At 30.4% G+C, this 19,160-nt stretch carries 17 protein-coding genes; 15 read left to right on the top strand and 2 right to left on the bottom strand.

Annotation, left to right across the window (positions count from 1 at the left end; all coding sequences use genetic code 11):
• Positions 1 to 195: 195 nt before the first annotated feature.
• From J2Z44_RS13025 to J2Z44_RS12980, 10 genes are all read left to right on the top strand, one after another.
• A complete protein-coding gene (locus J2Z44_RS13025; RefSeq protein ID WP_021285407.1) occupies positions 196 to 921 on the top strand; it encodes a TMEM165/GDT1 family protein in 726 nt (241 codons plus the stop codon).
• 431 nt (positions 922 to 1,352) lie between these two features.
• Positions 1,353 to 2,270 carry a DUF2935 domain-containing protein gene (locus J2Z44_RS13020; RefSeq protein ID WP_021285408.1) on the top strand — a complete coding sequence of 306 codons (918 nt, stop codon included), beginning with the start codon at positions 1,353 to 1,355 and terminating at the stop codon, positions 2,268 to 2,270.
• Positions 2,271 to 2,719: 449 nt separating this feature from the next.
• Complete coding sequence (locus tag J2Z44_RS13015) at positions 2,720 to 3,397, top strand: CPBP family intramembrane glutamic endopeptidase (RefSeq protein ID WP_021285409.1); 678 nt, start codon at positions 2,720 to 2,722, stop codon at positions 3,395 to 3,397.
• 506 nt (positions 3,398 to 3,903) lie between these two features.
• Complete coding sequence (locus J2Z44_RS13010; RefSeq protein WP_209649643.1) at positions 3,904 to 5,037, top strand: DUF6688 domain-containing protein; 1,134 nt, start codon at positions 3,904 to 3,906, stop codon at positions 5,035 to 5,037.
• A gap of 490 nt (positions 5,038 to 5,527) precedes the next feature.
• A complete protein-coding gene (locus J2Z44_RS13005) occupies positions 5,528 to 6,118 on the top strand; it encodes a S41 family peptidase (protein ID WP_209649641.1) in 591 nt (196 codons plus the stop codon).
• A 295-nt stretch (positions 6,119 to 6,413) separates the two neighbouring features.
• Entirely contained in the window at positions 6,414 to 8,204 is a 1,791-nt protein-coding gene (locus tag J2Z44_RS13000; RefSeq protein ID WP_021285412.1) for an ABC transporter ATP-binding protein, read from the top strand.
• Positions 8,201 to 9,994: an ABC transporter ATP-binding protein gene (locus J2Z44_RS12995; protein WP_021285413.1), complete on the top strand. Its 1,794-nt coding sequence runs from the start codon at positions 8,201 to 8,203 to the stop codon at positions 9,992 to 9,994. The genes J2Z44_RS13000 and J2Z44_RS12995 overlap by 4 nt, the downstream gene beginning before the upstream one ends.
• A 131-nt stretch (positions 9,995 to 10,125) precedes the next feature.
• Positions 10,126 to 10,857, top strand: a complete 732-nt coding sequence (locus J2Z44_RS12990) for a DUF5694 domain-containing protein (protein ID WP_021285414.1) — start codon at positions 10,126 to 10,128, stop codon at positions 10,855 to 10,857.
• A 51-nt stretch (positions 10,858 to 10,908) separates the two neighbouring features.
• The gene (locus J2Z44_RS12985) at positions 10,909 to 11,502 is read left to right on the top strand and encodes a carboxypeptidase-like regulatory domain-containing protein (RefSeq protein WP_021285415.1); all 594 of its coding nucleotides are present in this window, start codon (positions 10,909 to 10,911) and stop codon (positions 11,500 to 11,502) included.
• Positions 11,503 to 11,684: 182 nt separating this feature from the next.
• Positions 11,685 to 11,912: a hypothetical protein gene (locus J2Z44_RS12980; protein WP_021285416.1), complete on the top strand. Its 228-nt coding sequence runs from the start codon at positions 11,685 to 11,687 to the stop codon at positions 11,910 to 11,912.
• 239 nt (positions 11,913 to 12,151) lie between these two features.
• On the opposite strand, the gene wecB is transcribed toward J2Z44_RS12980, so the two are convergent.
• Both wecB and J2Z44_RS12970 read right to left on the bottom strand, forming a co-directional pair.
• Positions 12,152 to 13,303, bottom strand: coding sequence for a non-hydrolyzing UDP-N-acetylglucosamine 2-epimerase (gene wecB / locus J2Z44_RS12975; RefSeq protein ID WP_021285417.1), 1,152 nt, complete (start codon positions 13,301 to 13,303; stop codon positions 12,152 to 12,154).
• Between the two features lie 353 nt (positions 13,304 to 13,656).
• Positions 13,657 to 14,196, bottom strand: coding sequence for a nitroreductase family protein (locus J2Z44_RS12970; RefSeq protein ID WP_021285418.1), 540 nt, complete (start codon positions 14,194 to 14,196; stop codon positions 13,657 to 13,659).
• A gap of 477 nt (positions 14,197 to 14,673) precedes the next feature.
• Here J2Z44_RS12970 and J2Z44_RS12965 point away from each other — a divergent pair, with 477 nt between their 5' ends.
• The 5 genes from J2Z44_RS12965 to J2Z44_RS12945 all read left to right on the top strand — a co-directional run bounded on the left by J2Z44_RS12965 (position 14,674) and on the right by J2Z44_RS12945 (position 18,716).
• Complete coding sequence (locus tag J2Z44_RS12965; RefSeq protein ID WP_021285419.1) at positions 14,674 to 15,192, top strand: GNAT family N-acetyltransferase; 519 nt, start codon at positions 14,674 to 14,676, stop codon at positions 15,190 to 15,192.
• Positions 15,193 to 15,326: 134 nt separating this feature from the next.
• On the top strand, positions 15,327 to 15,935 hold the full coding sequence (locus J2Z44_RS12960; RefSeq protein ID WP_021285420.1) for a Type 1 glutamine amidotransferase-like domain-containing protein: 609 nt from the start codon (positions 15,327 to 15,329) through the stop codon (positions 15,933 to 15,935).
• Positions 15,936 to 16,007: 72 nt separating this feature from the next.
• The gene (locus J2Z44_RS12955; protein WP_021285421.1) at positions 16,008 to 16,577 is read left to right on the top strand and encodes a hypothetical protein; all 570 of its coding nucleotides are present in this window, start codon (positions 16,008 to 16,010) and stop codon (positions 16,575 to 16,577) included.
• 476 nt (positions 16,578 to 17,053) lie between these two features.
• Entirely contained in the window at positions 17,054 to 17,608 is a 555-nt protein-coding gene (locus J2Z44_RS12950; protein ID WP_021285422.1) for a sigma-70 family RNA polymerase sigma factor, read from the top strand.
• A 4-nt stretch (positions 17,609 to 17,612) separates the two neighbouring features.
• On the top strand, positions 17,613 to 18,716 hold the full coding sequence (locus J2Z44_RS12945; protein ID WP_209649639.1) for a DUF4179 domain-containing protein: 1,104 nt from the start codon (positions 17,613 to 17,615) through the stop codon (positions 18,714 to 18,716).
• Positions 18,717 to 19,160: the final 444 nt, after the last annotated feature.

The following is a 19,160-nucleotide window of genomic DNA, read 5'->3' as shown; positions in this document are numbered from 1 at the left end:
GTGAGACTTTTAGCACAATATTTTCATTGTGCTAGAGGTCTTTTTTGATGCAATAAATGGTGCATTAAGAAAGGCTTTTAGCAGGATGTTCTATTGTGCTGAAAGTCTTTATTTATTTTAAAAACAAAAATGGAAGTTAAACTTAAGGAGGGTAGTTTATTTTAAGCTAAAATTATTTAATTAGGAGGATGACAAATGGCATCATTTATCAAAGCATTATTATTAGTTGTAGTTGCGGAAATGGGAGATAAAACGCAATTACTTGCTATGGCTATGGCTAGCAAATACAAAGTTAAGCACGTAATGATGGGAGTTTTAATTGCAACTGTTTTGAATCATGCAATGGCAGTTGCAGTAGGAAGTTACCTAGGTAATGTAATTCCCATGGACATAGTAAAGATTGTAGCAGCAGTTTCCTTCCTAGCTTTTGGGCTATGGACAATTCGTGGAGACAAACTAGATGATGAGGAAGAGAAAAAAGTAAAATTTGGACCTATAGTAACAGTGGCTATTGCTTTCTTTATGGCTGAAATGGGAGACAAAACCCAGTTAATGACTGTAAGTATAGCAGCAGAAAATTCAAGTCCTATATTAATACTTCTTGGTACAACAGCAGGTATGCTTGTAGCTGATGGTATAGGTGTTGTAGGTGGTGCATGGATGTGTAAACATGTACCAGAATCATACATTAAATGGATAGCAGGAATAATATTTATGTTCTTTGGAACATTAACTTTATATAATGGTCTGCCAACTACATTATTAAGCCCAGTATATATAATTTTATTCTTAGCAGTTATGGGAATACTTATTTATCTTTTTGGAGTAAAATTTGCTTATCATGGTCAATTATGCAATATAGTACTACCAGAGCAGGAAGTTTCAGTAGATAAAGAAAATAACACAAGTGAAAGAGCTTAAAAATTGGAAATGAATATTTAGGTATGAACATATTTTTGTTCTCTTCTATCTTTAATAATTATATTGTAGATTAATTGCATTAAATACAGCATTATTATATGATAGAAAGCATATATAGGTATATCAAAATTATTGAGTAATAAACTATTAGTAAAATATTAATGTTTCGCAATTTACATAAGATATGCTTAAGTAGTTCAAAATTTATAGGAGCCAAAGCATTATGCTAAGGCTCTTTTTTCATGTAGATACGCTACATAAATTCTTTCACACATAGTTTTGACATAATTCGAAGTAATAATGTATTGACTAGTTATTTTTAGAAATTTAGTAGGGAGTTAAGCTTAAAATGCTACAACATAAGGTAACATTTTTCAAATATTTACAATATAATGGAATTAGTATTAATTATATACTAGGAGAAGTTAAATATGCTATCTGGCTGTGAATTTATACGCCAATCATTAGAATTACATCTTTTCTTTGCAAGAATTATGAAGGAACACTCATTTTTTTTAGAGATAAGCTTTACGCCAAGGGATTCAAATTATATTAGTAGGGCAGATGCATTTAGAATGAAATTCGATAAAATTTTAGCTGAAACTATTAGGCTTTCTAATGGAGTTGTTGGTAATAATGTATTAGAGTCTGGTGAAGTAGTTACCCCTTTTACATTAAAAGCTGAAATGGCTTCATCATACTTTACTGGAATCAAAATTCCAACAACTTTGACAGAGGCTGAAACCCAATTAGAGGGTAGCACCTCAATAATAAATAACACTATGCTTGAAGAAAGAGTGTGTATGTTAAATGAAAGAGCTATGGAACTAACTAAAGATTTAGCATTATTTAAGAATAAGTTATTATCAGATGTACTATCTTGTAGAGTATTTACTGCTAATTATCCACTACTTATTGATCATATTATGAGAGAAGCAAGGTTTTATCTTAAACTCGTTAAAAGATTACAAAATCGTGAAGAAATAGATATTGAGAGGGAGGCTTATGAACAAGAAGTATTTTGGAATAGAATTATGGCCGAACATTCAAAGTTTATCCGAGGGCTTCTTGACCCAACTGAAGAAGATTTAATAAATAAAGCAAATAATTTTAGCAATGAATTTGACGAATTAACAAAAGAAGCAATTGAGAAGTCATTGTCTATTTCAGAACTTACAGATGATAGCCTTAAAGCAACTAAAGATATAAGGAAATTTAAGGCTCAGGGTACTGAAGGGTTAGTAGAATGCAAAATCAAATCTATTATAATACCATTATTAGGAGACCATACATTACGTGAAGCAAACCATTTTTTACGCTTATTGAAAATATTTAAGCATAATCTATAAATTAATAATGATTAGAAATAAGATTTAAAAATAAAAATATTTAAAAAGACCTTTGGATAATAAAATATACCAAAGGTCTTTTTATTACTAAATGGTATACCCTTAATGTTGATTTATACTTAAAACTAAATACTAACTATCTTACTAATTAGATTTGAAAAGAATACACCTCTATTTGGTATTTACCAAAATATGCTATAATAGTTAAAGAGTATAATAAATAAGTAGAATTAAGTTAAACAAGAAGATGGTCAAGTAGAACATGGGATCTAGAACTTATGTGAGAAACGTTTAAGAAGGAGTAATAACTATAATTTCTTATAGTGTTTAGTAATGTAAGAATTTTAAAACATACAAAGGGTATTAGCACAGCAATCTAAGGGTAATGCTAGGTATTAATTGAACAATTAAGTATAAAAGGGGAAAATAAAAGTGAGAGGGGTATTAATATGAAACTTGCTAAGACAAAGGGGTTTAATGTGTTTTCAGTAACATATATTATTTTTATTTCTATAATAGGAATATATTTTAATGGCTTTGTAGAATTTGATCCAAGTAACTATAAATTGTTACTTATAGCTATTATATTGTGGCTGCTTTTATATATACCAATTCCAATATCTGTGATGAAAGCTAAATATGAAATTAGTGATTTCGGATTTAAGATTACAAAAGCATTACTAATATTGTTGCCCATATTCTTAATAGTTATTTTGGGAAATACAAGCTATGATATATCAGCAAGCACATTTTACTGGGCAATATTGTTTTCTTTCGCAAGAGTAGGAGAAGAAGTGTTCTATAGAGGATTTGTTTATACTTTATGTTTAAAGTTATTTCAAAATAGAGAGAGGCCCTGGATCTGGGCTATAGTTTTATCTAGTTTTGCATTTGCTGTGATGCACACTCAATATGATTTAAATACTATGGTGAGTACTTTTGTTTTAGTTATATTTGTAGCATTATTTAGACATATTACAGATTCAATATTAATTCCAATTATAATTCATTGTGCCTTAGCTGGTGGCATATTAACTATACTAATGGGAATATTTATATACTTTACATTTGTACTAATAGCATTTTTAAGAAAGGAAAAAGTATTAGAGTTAGTTAAATTCAGATAAAGTTTCAATTCATATAATAATGCTGAATCAGGTAAGATGTGAGTTAAATATCTTTTCAAAGTCCTCATTAAAAATGAACTTGTACATTATTTAATATAACAAAACAAGTCTTAATCGATTGAGGAGTTTGTTTAAGTTCAAGTAACCTATCATACGGCAGAAAAACTGAAAAGTCAAACTGCATTTTATTTGCAAATGCAGCTTTTCAGTTACAACACTCGCATTTGGGTTTCAAAAGTTGCGTTTCGCTTATAAATATTCAGTTATCACTTACAAACACTGCATCTCGATTTAAAAAGTGGCATCTCGTCTTGCTATTAACTCGTGGAAAAATCAATAAATATATACTAAAATATAATAATAATTTATTGAATAACAATAAATGATATGCTATCATAATCCTATAAATCAATTCAACCTTCATTGTTACCAAGAACTATTGTTGGCTAGGGAATTTTTAAATCATAAGAGGGATTGAGTAAAAAGTTTATGAGGAGATGTAAATTATGGGGCAAATTATTTTTATGTTCGTTTTACTAATATTATTTGGACTTCCTATTTTCTTAACTATAGTAAATATAATAGGAGTGATTTTTTCTTTTATAAACAAGGCTATAAAACAGAGGTTTTATAATGTTACTGACTTTTTCACTTTTATCTGTGGCATATTTTACTTATGTATTTTAATTGGGATAATGGAATTTAAGGATTATGATAAGGCACTAGAAATACCAGGAGATGCTTTGGCCTCACAGTTTCACTCTCCCATATCTTCTTGGCACTCTCTAACTATCATAACTTTATTTATCATTGGAATTATAGGATATACTGTGTTAAGGATGGAGAAAACTTTACTACCACCTCTTTTAAATGTATTGATGTTTTCTTTTATGTTTGTGGGGATACTTGTAAGCTTGTTATGGATTATTCAGCTTTCAAATAACCTTTTTAAAAATAGGTTGGTTTTTTATTTAGGTTTATTTCCATTTAATTTTATCCTTTGCTCAATTACACTTATGAATTACACTCTTAAAAATTATATATTAGATATTTCAGGAAAGAATAATCAGTATAAAAACAAAATTTTATACTTAATTTACGATCTTTTATTAAAAAGCAAGAATTGGTTAGGCATAGCTGTGGCTTTAATGCTTCCTGTTCTTATAATATTAATGCTAATCCTTATTCTTCTAGGTCAGCAGCCAGATGCCCTTATAAAGGCCTTTACAGAAACAAGTGATTGGACTTTATCTACAAAAATCTCTCCGCCACCAGTTGAAGTAGATTCACATTATCTTTGTACTGTTTCTTTAAGAGGACATAAAAAACTAGTAAAACCTTTAAGGTATGGTATTCGTAGAGACACTAAGATAGTTGTAAACAGGCAGCTTATGGTTGCCAATGCCTTTGAGCAGTTAATTGAGGAAAAGGTTCCAAGAACTCATCGCTTTATACGTTATATTTATGATAAGTATGGCTACCCTTTATCACGACATATAAATACAACTTGGAGTGCCGATATTGTATATATTCTGATGAAACCCTTGGAATGGTTCTTTTTAGTAGTACTTTATGCTTTTGATAAAAATCCAGAGAGCAGGATTGCAAAGCAGTACTTGCCTGGCTACTTAAGTAGATAGTGAAGCTTTTAAGTAACTTAGTATTATTTTATACCATACCGAAAGGCTTGGCGCCATTTAATTTTAGAATTAGAAAAAGATTGTAGCAACATCTATTAAAAATTTATCAATATAATAACGTCTTAATTTTTCTATATAAAATTGGCCAAACACAAGAGTTTTCCCGCTAATTATAGGATATTAATTTCTAAATGTGGAACAATGTACAATTTATTATGAGATATTTCTAACTAAGGCATTTTCAAAAAATAAATAAGTCAGTTTGTTTGTCTATTTTTTACTTATACTGTGTCAGCAGAACCCGAAGATAGCACAACTATCTTAGGAACCTGACTCCTTGTGGGCACAAGCTTGCTTGTGAACTCAAAATATCATTCACACCTTTGACTTGTTATTTATTTTCAACTGCCTAAAGTGAGTTTTAGTAAAAAGAGATAGTTTATTTATAAGGAAAATTTTAAACTAGTAAAATAAGAACTAGATGTGGATCATGAGAAGTCACAAAGAGCATAAAAAGCTATTCCTATATTTCCAAACAAGAAATGATGAATTTATAAAAGAACTCGATAAATTTTTTGAAGATATAAAGAAAAATGAAATTACAAAGCTTGTTATAGATGTACGAAAAAATATTGGTGGAAACATTAAGTGCGTGGAAGGTCTTTTAACTTATTTTAATGTTAAAGAATGCTATTTTTCAGCAGCAGAGGATGAATATGATAAAAAACATGTTCAGAATATCTGGGTAGATAAGAATAGAGTATATTTAGGAGAAACTTATGTCTTAATATCTAATTCAACCTTTAGTGCAGGGAATCAACTTGCAGATATATTTAAGTTTAATAATATTGGGACGTTAATTGGAGAACCTACAGGAAATTCACCAAGTTTTTATGCAAATCCAATATTAATAGAACTTCCGAATTCAAAAATAAAGTGTAGTATTTCAACAAAATATATTATTGGGGTAGATAAAAACAATAATTCAAATACAGTTCTTCCAGATATAAATATGAGTAATACAATAGAAAATATAATGTCTGATAAAGAATCTATTATAGAGTATATAAAGAATTTATAAAAGTAATTTAAAAAGATTATGTTATATCAAAATTCAATTAAAGCAAATGCAGGTAAAGGAAGCCTATCAAAAAGACTTCCTTTATAGCTATTTTGGAAGGGTAATTCTCCCATCCACTTCAGGTGGGGTTTCCTGCTGAAAATTAAACTTTGGTGGAATTGAAATCTCCTTCCAAAGTGACTAATCAAAATGAACTTGTTCATTATTGAATATAAGCAATAAATGTAATTACAAGACCACGGAAAACATATAATTTACAATGAATTTAATTTAGCTTGATTGGGGGTTTAGAGATATGGGGAAAAAACAATATAACATTTTAGACCTAGCAAGAATTCCTTTTAGATGTGCAAAGGGTTATTCCTTTTTAATAGCATTTCAAAGGATATTAGATGGAATTGTTCTAAGCATACAAATATTAATAACGGCAAAGTTTTTAGATGTTGCAATGCAGATAGCAAATGGAAAAAGCAACCTTTCAGAAATAGTATTCCCATTGAGTTTAATAGGGGTTTTCATTGCTTACACTTGGTTATCTAGCCAAATTATTAAGTTCGTGGAGTATAAACTTGAATTTAAACTCAGGGAAAGATTTAGAGTTAGTATTACGGAAAAAGTAGCCAAGCTTCAGTACAAACATATTGAAAATCAAGAAACTTGGGACTTAATTTCTAGAGTTTCAAAGCAGCCTGAGATTGTACTTAAAAAAGCTTATATTAACACTTTATCTTTCTTGTCCATGCTACTAAGAATTGTGGGAGTACTAGCTATTTTAATAACTCAAGTATGGTGGGCAGGACTTACAATTTTACTTATTAGCATACCACTTGTAATTTTAGCTATGAAAAGTGGAAAGGAAACCTATGATGCTAGTAGGGAAATATCCAAGCATAGAAGAAGATACGAATATCTTGGAGAAGTTTTGACTGGTAGAGAGGGAGCTTTAGAGCGAAATCTTTTTGGATTTACTGAAGAAGTTAATAAAAAGTGGAAGGAACAATATGAAATTACAAGAAAAATTGTTTTTAAAGCAGACCTTAAATTCTTTGTAAAGTTAAAACTTGGAAGCATAGTTACAGCAATTATAACTATATTAATGACTACGGTTTTAATAAAACCAGTGCTAGATGAATTAATGTCTGTGGGAATGTTTATTTCTATTGTGAATGGGCTTTTTTCTTTAGTTCAAATGATGTCTTGGCAGTTAAGCGAATATGTAGGGGAGTTAGCAAGGAATAAAGAGTACTTGAGAGATTTAGGAACCTTTGAGAGTTTAGAGGAATTAGGGGGAGCTGTTGATTTGCCATCAGTGAATGACTTAGGAGTTGACACCTTAGAATTTAAGAATGTGTCCTTTAAATACCCAGGCACTGATTTTTATATCTTAAAGAACTTGTCTTTTAAACTTGAAAAGGGAGTTCACTATGCCTTTGTTGGAGCTAATGGAGCTGGAAAAACTACAATTACTAAACTTATTACTGGGCTATATGAGGAATTTGAAGGTGATATTTTAATAAATGGTGAAAGTATTAAAGCTTACAAGTACAGTGAATTGAAATCTTTATTTTCTGTGGTGTATCAAGATTTTGCAAAATATTATGTTTCTATGAAAGATAATATTTCCTTAGGTGATGTGAACCACTTAGGAAAAGAAGGTGAAGAAGAAAGTATAAAAAATTCCATTAATATAATGGGGCTTGAAGCCGCAGTTGAGGCACTTCCTGAAAAGTTAAATACACCACTTGGAAAAATAAAAAGCAATGGGCAAGACTTCTCAGGAGGACAGTGGCAAAGATTAGCCATGGCAAGGTCAATTACAAGTAAGGCTTCTTTAAGGATATTAGACGAACCAACTGCAGCCTTAGATCCCATAAGTGAAAGCAAGATTTATGAGGAGTTTGAGAAAATAAGCAAGGGCGGCACAACCATATTCATAAGTCATAGGCTTGGGTCAACAAAGCTAGCTCAGGAGATTTTTGTCCTTGAAAATGGTGCCATCATAGAAAAAGGTACCCATGAGGAGCTTATGGAGAAAAGAGGGGTCTATGAGAAAATGTATGAAAGCCAAAGGAGTTGGTATTTATGATGGGTGAAAAGAAGGATGAAGTTTCTTTTTATAGAGTATTGAAAACCATGGTTCCTATGATATTTGAAACCTGTCCAGTATATTTCATAGTGGATAATTTGTTATCAATATTACATGGTACATCTCATGTGGTTACTGTTATTATGACTCAAAAGTTTTTTGATTCCATTGCAGATGCAGTGAGTAACAAGGGGAGTTTTAAAGAAGTACTACTAATGGTATTGGCTCTTGGAGCCGCCTTAATAATAAATCAAATACTAAACGGAGTTGCTAATTTTACTCCTGATGATATAGGGGTTAGAGTTCAAGGTAATATTGGAAGAAAACTTAATGAAAAGGCTGGAAGGCTAGATGCATTAACCTTTGAAATTCCCTCAAACTTAGATGCCATAAATAAGGCTAATGAGGGGTTAATTTACAGTATGTATTTAGTCTCTATAGTTTTTAGCCTTTTTACATTTTATGTTCCATACTTTTTAGTAATGGGGATTTATCTTTATAGTTTAAAACCAATACTGGCAATATCACTTTTAATTATATTTATACCAGTAGCACTCACTCAGCTTTTAAGGCTAAAGTTATTTACAAAGCTATCTGATGAATCAGCACCTATAAGAAGAGAGTTTCAGTACTACGAGAAATGCATTATTGATAAGGAATACTTTAAAGAAACAAGACTTCTTGGAGCTTTTAAGTACTTTAAGGATTTATATTTATCAGCTATTGATCTACTAAATAAGAAGATTTGGAAGGCAGAAAAGACCTCTGGAATCATGGAGCTTACAATGAAGGCAATAACACTTTTAGGATATTTGGGTATTATTTATATGCTAGTAATTGCTTTAATCAAGGGAGACATTACTGTAGGAGCCTTTGGTGCGGTGTTTGCATCAATTGGAGATATGTTTCATATCATGGAAGAAATAATTTGTAGACACGTAGGTGCTATTACAGAAAACTTAGGTAATGTAAAAGGGTTAGTAAAATTTTTAGAAATGCCTGAAAGACAAGGGGAAGATATTGAAAGAAATGAGGTTGATGGAATAACTCTCACAGAGGTTTCCTTTAAATATCCAGGAGCAGAAAAGGAAGCGCTAAGTAATATCAACTTAGAAGTTCAGCCTGGAGAAACCATAGCTATTGTTGGTGAAAATGGTGCAGGTAAAAGTACCTTAGTAAAGCTTATGATAGGACTATTTTCTCCAAGCAGTGGAAGTGTCACTTTAGGGAAGGTGGAAACCTCTAAAGCTTCTATGAAATCATTATATAAAAATGTATCTGCAGTATTTCAAAATTACCAAAGATACAAAATGACTTTAGGTGAAAATGTTGCAATAAGCGACTTTAAAGGTAATAGTGGGGTAAATAAAGAAAAACTAAGCAGTGCCCTAAATAAAGCTGATTTAATTATAGATGAGGAAAAGTTTAAAGACTCCTATGATACCATGCTGTCTAGAGAGTTTGATGGGATTGATTTATCTGGTGGCCAATGGCAAAGAATAGCAATTGCAAGGGGATTTTATAGGAGTTACCACACCATTGTTTTAGATGAGCCTACTGCTGCCATAGATCCAATAGAAGAAACTAAAATTTATAATAAATTTGTAGACATGTCTAAAGGTAAAACTGCAATAATTGTAACTCATAGATTAGGCTCTGCCAAAATAGCAGATAGAATTGTGGTGCTAGATAATGGGGGCATTAGTGAAATAGGTACCCATGAAGAACTTATAAGTAAAAATGGGAAATATGCAGAAATGTATAGGGCTCAAAGCAAATGGTATGCTTAGATTATAAAGTAGTTAGAGAAAGAAGTTTGGGATATTGGGGAATGATAAAAAACTTGATGATTTATCATTCTCACATATTTTTGAGTTATTACAATATAATTTACTAAAAGTATTTTAAAGATGGTAATGTAATGGATAAAAGAAAACCTCAAATTATGATATTAGGCACATTCCATATGGCTGGTTCTAGCGATGTCTTTCAATTTGATATTGACAATATTAAATCTGAAAAAAGACAGAAAGAACTAAGAGAAGTTATAGATAAAATAAAGAAGTTTAATCCTACTAAAGTTGCAGTAGAAAGACAGAGCAAGTTTAATGACAATTTAAATGTTGAATTTGAAAGATATATAAGGGATGAAAATATTAATGGAGTAAATGAAATTAAGCAAATTGCCTTTCCAGTAGCAAGGGAACTTGGACATAGTAAAATCTATGGGATAGATTGGATGGAACGAGGAGCAGCAACATGCCCAGCTGGAGAGGTTTATGAATATGCAAAAGAAAAAGAACCAAAACTGTTTAATTCTATAAATCAAGAGGATAACAGAATTACAACAGGTAGAGATATGACAATATTAGAAATTTATCGTAGTTTAAATCATGAAGAACGGCTAAAAGAAGTTCATGAAAAATATATAAATATGGCTAGGATAGGGATAGATGATAACTATAAGGGCATGGGGTGGCTAACTTGGTGGTATCAAAGAAATTTAATAATTTTTGCAAACTTATCTAAACTCATTGAAAGCGATGTGGAGAAGATATTTTTACTTATAGGTTCAAGTCATGTAGGGATACTATCCAATTTTATAAAGGAAAGCCAGTTATTTGAGCTTATTGATATATTTGATTATTTATAAGAGTCTTTAAAAATAAAATATCTTATAATTTAAATTAGTAGAGGTGTAAATATGAGTGTAATAAAAGGGGTTGTTACCGATAAGAATAAATGTAAATTAGATGAGGTTTACGTTGCTTTATTAAATTCAGCATTTGAAGAAGTTTCATCTACTACAACAAATGAACAGGGGGAATATATTCTAGAAGCTAAGGATGGCTATTATCCTTTTATGGTAGCAGTAAAGGATTATGGAGAGAACTTTCTAGAGTTTTGGTGCCAAAATATTAATCTAGAAAGTGATATTACTATCAATGCAGCAATAGATAAATTAGAGATTTATGGGTTGCATTGTTTTAGAGTTAAGGGTGGGTACACTTCAATGATGGTATATTTTAGACCAATGAGCCTGGAAAAATTCAAACAGGGTTCAAGGGATATTTGCCCTAGTATGGAAAGCAACTCTATTAAAATATCTATTAATGGATATGAGCGTGAAGTTTATAAAGTAAACAAAGTTGAAGAATATGGTAGGGATTGCAGTATGACTGCATATCTTATTCAGGTTTCCATGCCAGATGAATTGTTACCTGAAAAAGAAAATATGCTAGATGTTCAAGTGTCAGATTTAGATGGTTTATTTGGGCAAGCAGCTATATTCTTTTAACTATGCTTCCAAGACAGGTTAGTTAAGATATTGAGGAGTAATAACTATATTTACAGGACTCATATAAATATAGTTATCTTTATCTTGAGCTATATGTTCTTACATTTAAAATACAAACATAAAATTTTTTTAAAGAAGGATTTTGGCATAGGACATCGAATATATGTTCTTGAGGTGATAATATGAATATTAATATAAATTTAGATTTAACCTTTGGGGAAGCTATAGATGTGCTAAGGGCAGTCCATGAAAAGTATATGGAAGCAAAACATTACTTTGCAGAATGTGATAATGAAGAGGATACAATAGGGCTTCAAACTCCTGAGGAGATTAAAGCTCTTTACAATAATTTACTTAAACAAATGAAAGAAAAAAGTAGTATGTTTGATTTATTGGATTTTATTAAATAAACCATTATAAAGAAATGATTACATAAAGAAATAAAAACAATTGGTGATTATAGAGAAACCACTTCAACATAAAAGTAATACTTTTATGTTGAAGTGGTTCCTCATAGGAAGTATGCAAACTCAATATGCACCAAACACAAAAATTCTTCCTATTTTTTTATAATAAAATAGCTGAGAAAGCTAATCCTTCACTTAAAAAGGTTTAGATCTACAATTCGACTTTGAAATGTTAATTAGCTTTATAAAAACTCTTCTGGTAACTCATCCACAAATCCAAAGTATTGAGATAAAATATGAGCAATTCTTTCGGAAGCTTTACCATCACCAAATGGGTTTCGAGCTGTAGCCATTTGATTGTAAAAGTTAGAATCTGTTAGTAGCTTCATAGAAACATCATAAATGACAGATTCATCTGTACCAGCAAGATAAACTGCTCCTGCTTCGATTGCCTCAGGTCGTTCAGTGGTGTCTCTCATTAAAACAAGGGGTTTATGAAATACAACACATTCTTCTTGTAGCCCACCAGAATCACTCATAATAAAGTGAGACCTTGCCTGTAAGTTAAGCATATCAACAAAATCAATTGGTTCCAAAAGTAGTATGCGCTCATGTCCTGATAAAGTGCTGTATGCCATTTCTCTTACAGTAGGACTTAAATGAACTGGATAAACAATTAAAACATCAGGATTATTATCTGCTATTCTTCTTATTGCAGTAAACATTTGTCTCATAGGCTCACCATAATTTTCTCTTCTATGTGCAGTCATTGTAATCACACGGCTATTCTCAAAGTCTATTTTGTTTAACTCTGGTTCATTAAATAAATACTCTTCTTTATAGGTAGCCATAGCTGCGTCAATAGCTGTTTGACCAGTTATGTAAATTTGCTCTTTTTTATAACCTTCCTTTATAAGATTTTCACAACTTAGCGCGGTCGGCGCAAAAAGTATGTCAGCCACCACATCTACTAGTCTTCGATTAACTTCTTCAGGCCATGGAGAATATTTTTCATAAGAACGTAAGCCCGCTTCAATATGTCCAACAGGTATTTTATGATAAAAGCCAACCAAAGCACCACAAAATGATGTGGTAGTATCACCATGAACTAATATAAAGTCGGGTTTGTCCTCTTGTATAACACTATCAAGCCCTGAAATTGCTGATGAAGTTACATAAGAAAGGCTTTGATTTTCTTTCATTATGCCTAAATCAATATCAGGTTTTAAATTGAAATTCTGCAATACCTGATATAGCTGTTCTTTATGTTGACCAGTTACAACTACTTTAACATCGAATCGTTCAGGATATTTGTTTAAAGCATTAACAACTGTACACATCTTTGTAGCTTCTGGTCTAGTCCCAAATATCACCATGATTTTTTTTGATTGCATATTATAACCCTCCAGCATTTATGTATTAAATTTTTTCTATTGTACTGATTTTTACAAGTAAGTTCTTACAATTGTTGTTGTTTTGAGAATAATTATAACATATGACCCAGTTTATTACACTAATTTCCATGATTATGGCGAAGCTTTAACTTTTAAGTACAGTATTGTGTAGTAGTAAAAGAACAAAATTCATCATTTAAACTTTAATGGTTAGTTTGCTTTTTTGAATTGTAACGTAAAAATACCGCAAAACTCAATTATGAATAATGCGGCATTATGAAGTTACTAGATTTTTAATTTAGTTATTAAATAAGAATAATTTGAATTATCATGTTTATTTTATATGAATAACTTTACCAAGTTTCATAATGTACTATATCTTCAAGATTCCTTCTTGGACGAGGTTTTGGAGTTTCAGCAGGATAGCCAATTGTTATAACTCCAACTACATACTTGTCAGAAGGTATATTTAAAACTGGCCTAATCTCTTCTTGTGTAAACTCAGCAACCCAGCAGGCTCCTAATCCTAAATTATTAGCTTGTAGCAACATATATCCTGCTGAAATGGAAGTATCTCTAATAATTCGTTTCACCTCATCCTCGGGACTATTATCATCTAAATAAACAGCTACATCTTCTTTTATTCTACAACGTATATCTGCAACGCATACAATAAAAATAGGAGCTGTAAGCATCCATTTTTGATTATGAGAAGCCTCCATTACTTTTTGTCTCATTTCTTCAGATTTTACTACGATATAGCGCCAAGGCTGTGTGTTATTGCCCGATGGCGCAAGTCTTCCACTTTCAAGTACCTCAGTTATTTTTTCATTTTCAACTGGCTGGTCAGCATATTTTCTTATGCTCCTACGTATTTCAATTTCCTTAATCATTTATTGTTTTCACTTCTTTCAATTATACTTTAGCATTTTTTATCTTACTATTTTGGCTCAGTTACTTATAATAATATCATTTAAGAATAATTTATTCCATACAACTAATAGATTACAGAGAATTTTTGTGTTATTTTTCGCAACCCATCATTCAATTTTAAAAGAACATTATCCGTATTAAACTTCAGTAGTCATATGTCTTTTTTATCAAGATATGTCTTTGAGATTTTACTACTGTTCTTATGCAATGGAGTAGGGGAGTTGAATATAACTTTTAATGCTTTAGGACACATTGTATAGATAATATTTGCTTTTAAAAGTATGTAGTAGGCAAAGACGTGTTTTATTTTTATTGTTAAAAATATATTCAGAAGCTATATATACATTATCACAGTAATTATATGGTAAAATGGAGTTTATAATATAGTATTTTCTATGTTAGATTATTTTTGTAGAAATAGTAAAGGGGTATTGATTATGGGGGTAAAAAATTTAGAAACAAGTAGACTAATTATTAGAAGTACTAGGAAAGAAGATACGGATTTTTGCTTGGATATATGGCTAGATGAGGAAATGGGGAAATACTTATCAGACCCACCTCGTGAAAAAGCAAATGATACTTATTTGGAATGGAAAGAGAATGTAGAAATTTATGATGGTTGTTATTATTTTGTTGCGGTTTCAAAGGAAACTGGAAACTATATTGGAACCTGTAGTGCTATTCCAAGCCAAGACAAAAGTCTGTGGGACTTAGGCTATGCAATTCATAAGAACTACTGGCGTCAAGGATATGCTACAGAAATGATAAAAGCGCTAATTGACTTTTGTCATGGTAATGGTGCTAAAAAAATAACGGCTCCTGTGGCGCAAGAAAATATAGGTTCAAATGCAGTGTTAAAAAAGCTTAACTTTTATATTGAAAAGGAAGGCACTTTCAAAAAATCTGGTACTGATATTATATATGATGAGTATGTATACACACTTATTTTAGAATAATACTTGCTTTGGTAAGATTAATAATATTTTTAGGGTAGTATAGGGCAATTGAGAAACTAACAAAAGTTAGAGGTATATTATTACAGTAATTATACGGAAAAATAGTGATGAGTTAAATTAAGGGGTGATTACATATGTTGATATTATCAGGTGGGGGAGATGCAGAAAGAGTTAAGCCTATTGATAGTTTTTTTGCTAGTAAAATAAATAAAGAAAAAGTGTTAATATATATTCCTGTTGCTATGGAGAAATCCAGTTTTACTTATGAGGAATGCTACGATTGGTTTTCAAAAACTTATAGGGAATATGGAATTCATAAAATTCAAATGTGGACTGATTTGAAGGGAAGGAAGCTATCTAGTGAACATGCAGGAGTGTTCATTGGAGGAGGAAATACCTATAAGCTACTAAAGATTCTGAAAGATACAAACTTTGATAAAGCGCTTATTAAATTTTTAAGTTATGATGGTGTTGTTTATGGAGGTTCCGCTGGGGCTATTATATTTGGAAAAACAATTGATTCAGCAAAATACTCAGATAAGAACATAGTTAATTTAATGGATACAAATGGGTTAAATCTTTTAAATAATAAAGATGTTTGGTGTCATTATAAAGAAGATGATGATAAACTAATTGAATCTTATGATAATGGCTTATACATTTTATATGAAGAATCAGGGATTATTATTGAGAAACAAGATGTTAAAGGAATTGGAAAAAAGCATAAAGTTAAGTCATTGTAATTTAAAGCACAAGGATCACTGGTTAATTTCAAAGTTTCATGAAGTTTGGTGATAGCATAATGGAGGTTGCATATGAAAAATAATAATAAAATAGTAGAAAACATCCCTTTTATAATTTTTATCTTATTACCAAGTATAATGATAATTTTTAGAAGAAATGGAATCACCCTTATGAATAATACCTATGGAAACTTATATGTAATTATTTATGCAGCAATTTCAATAAAGTTCATTTTCGGAACTAATAAAAACTCTAAGTTGTTAGGGTTATTTGTGCTTACTTATGTACTATTTGAATTTTGTGCTTACACTGGTTCATATGAGTCATACAAATCTCCAAACAATAAAAATACAGTAATTGTTGAATATATGGATGTATTTCCCAATGATGTAAAATTAAAGGTTTCTAAAAGAACTTGTATTATATTTAAAAAGGAACTAGTAGAAACTCCTACTGCTAATTCAGGACACTACAAAGTATTATGGAAAGGTGATAACTCTGTAATAGTAACTGGAACTCCTATAGCAAGTTTTAGAAATTCTTATGAGAATGGTAGTCTTGATAATCATTATAAAAATATGATAAAAAAAGGTAAATTTGAATTATTTTCTTCTGAAGGAATGATAATAAAAATTGAATAATGTAAAGCTAGTTATTTATTCAATGCACTTGGAGGTTTTAGAGGGTTTGGCACTGATTTAATAGCAGATATCATTTCACTAATTGGATTAGTATTTGTGGTGTATTTTAGTGCGTTACTAATTATTGATACAATAAAAACATTATGGAAGAAGTAAAGATACGTTTCTAAAGAATAAGAAGAATAATATTATAAAAATAAATTAACTTCCTATATAATAGCAAAAATCTAAGTAGAGCTATTGAGCCTAAAGTTATAAATTTTAGAAACAGCACTAGAGGCACTGGCATTATGCTTAGGCTTAAAATATAATAAAAATAAATACCTATAAAACTATTTAAAGTAAGGATAGTAATGAATTATTTGTTTATTACCATCCTTTATTTTTATCTTTGATAGAAACAGCAAAAATTTAACGAAGTAATAAGTGAATGGAAAAACACTTAAAAGTGAGCTTGTATAGAAAAGAGGTTAACTATGGAGATTTCTGAAGAAAACTTTATTCATCAATTAAATCTGCAAAATGAAGAAGCTTTAAGTTATATATTGGAGCAATATGGATGGATTATTAAATCCACTGTAAAAAAACACTTGTATAACTTAGAAAGTCTTCAAGGTGAATGTATAAATGACATACTTATGGCAGTTTGGTACAACATCCATAGCTTTGATGAGAGTAGAAGTGAGTTTAAAAACTGGCTAGCTGGTGTAGCTAAATATAAATGTATAGATTATAAAAGAAAGTATTTGAAAAATTTAAGCCATGAAGACGTTGACAATTTGGACATTAGTGTAGAAGATAATGCATTGAATGGAATTCTTAGTAATGAGCTTAATAAAGAGTTAGACTCCATGCTTAACTGCTTAAAAAAAGAGGACAAGGATTTATTTCTAAAGTTATATTTAGAGGAAAAAGATATGGAGCAGGTATGTTTTGAAACGGGTATGAAGAGAGAGGTTATTTACAACAGGCTATCAAGAGCAAAAAAGAAGATTAAAAGCGTACTGAGTATAAAAGAAAGCAGGGTGTAATCTGATGGGTAACAATATTTATGATATGTTAAATGATAACAGTATTGATTTAGAGGGGTTAGATAGAGACGGATTTAACCTTGTTGAAAAAAAAGAAATAGAAGCTAGATTTAATAAATCTATTAATAAAAATGAGAAAAAGAGCATGAAGAAGGGGATAATGGCAGCTTCTATTGTACTTGCTATTGCAGTAGGAACGGTTGGAAGTGGTTTTGGAACTTCTGTAACTGCTGCAATTAAGTTAGTAACTACAGATATTGGATTGTTTTTAGGTATTAATAAGGATTTAGGTAGATATAAGACTGTAGTTGATCAAAGTAAAAGTAATGAGGCAATAAGCGTCCAATTAAATGAAGTTATACTAAATGGAGATGAATTAGTAGTGTCAACCACCTTTAAGAATGAGAAGGGTGATTTAAAAATCGAAAGCATTAATGCGGTGGGGGAAGTATTTATAAATGGAGTAGAGCTATCAGAATCCTCCAGTGGGGTAGGAAAACTTGCTGAGGATTCTACATTTCAGCAAGTTATGACTTATAGTCTTAAGGATAATGAACTAAAAGGGGATTTAGCAATAAAAATAGTTTACCCATCAGTATTGTTAAATGGAGAAGTAACTAATATAAAGCCCTATGTATTTGAATTTAATACTAATGGGGATAAATTAGCTGCAGACACAATAAAACTTTCAATAAATCATAGTTTTACTTTGGAAAATGGTAGTATAGTAACACTGAAAGATTATGTAAGTAATAAAGTTAGTACAAAGTTATTTTTAGATATTGATAATGTAAATAAATCTGAAGTTGTTTATGATATACAGTTAAGGGGCCATGATAATTGTGGAAATAAAGTTGTGTTTAAACCAAGAATTATAGGTGAAGACCAAGGTATCCTTGAACTATCAACAGCATTAGGTGAAGAAATCAGCGATGAAGCAACAGAGATAACCTTAACACCATATGCAGCAGCTTTTCCAGAGGGCAATGGTATTTTCAATAGTGACTTGAAGCAAGTTGAGAAAAAAGTAGCCTTTCCAGGTAAAAATCAAAAGTTAGCTAATGGTTATAGGCAGGTAGGTAAAGAGTTTACTATAAAAATAAAGTAAGGTATGTATTCTACTTATTAATGGATAAATTATTTTAAAACTAAAAACTTTCAACAATTTGCATTGTTCAATTTGTCCAATGCAAATTTTAAAAAAGTAATAGGTTGGTAATTCATTTAAGAGAAATATAACTAATTCTATAGAAGAAATAATAGATTTAAAATTACTTTTGAAAATGTTGGAAATAAACGTGTATTTAAAGTATAATAGAAATATACACCTAGATAAATGGTTTTAATAATTTATAGTGAATAAACAGAAGTTAAGAGATATTACAAAATTATAAACATTTAATGGTAAAAGCAGACTAAATAATTTGTTGGAGAACTATGCTACGCTATAAAAGTTTAAGACCAGCTAGTAATAGTCAATAGTTTTTTTAAAAGATTTCTTAGTTTAAAAAAGGGCATCACAAAAAGTACTGTCCGATATACGAACAATACA

The organism is Clostridium punense, assembly GCF_017874425.1.
GTDB lineage: Bacteria > Bacillota > Clostridia > Clostridiales > Clostridiaceae > Clostridium_J > Clostridium_J punense.
The sequence above is the reverse complement of the archived record's forward strand: the minus strand, read 5'-3'. Positions and strand labels throughout refer to the sequence as shown.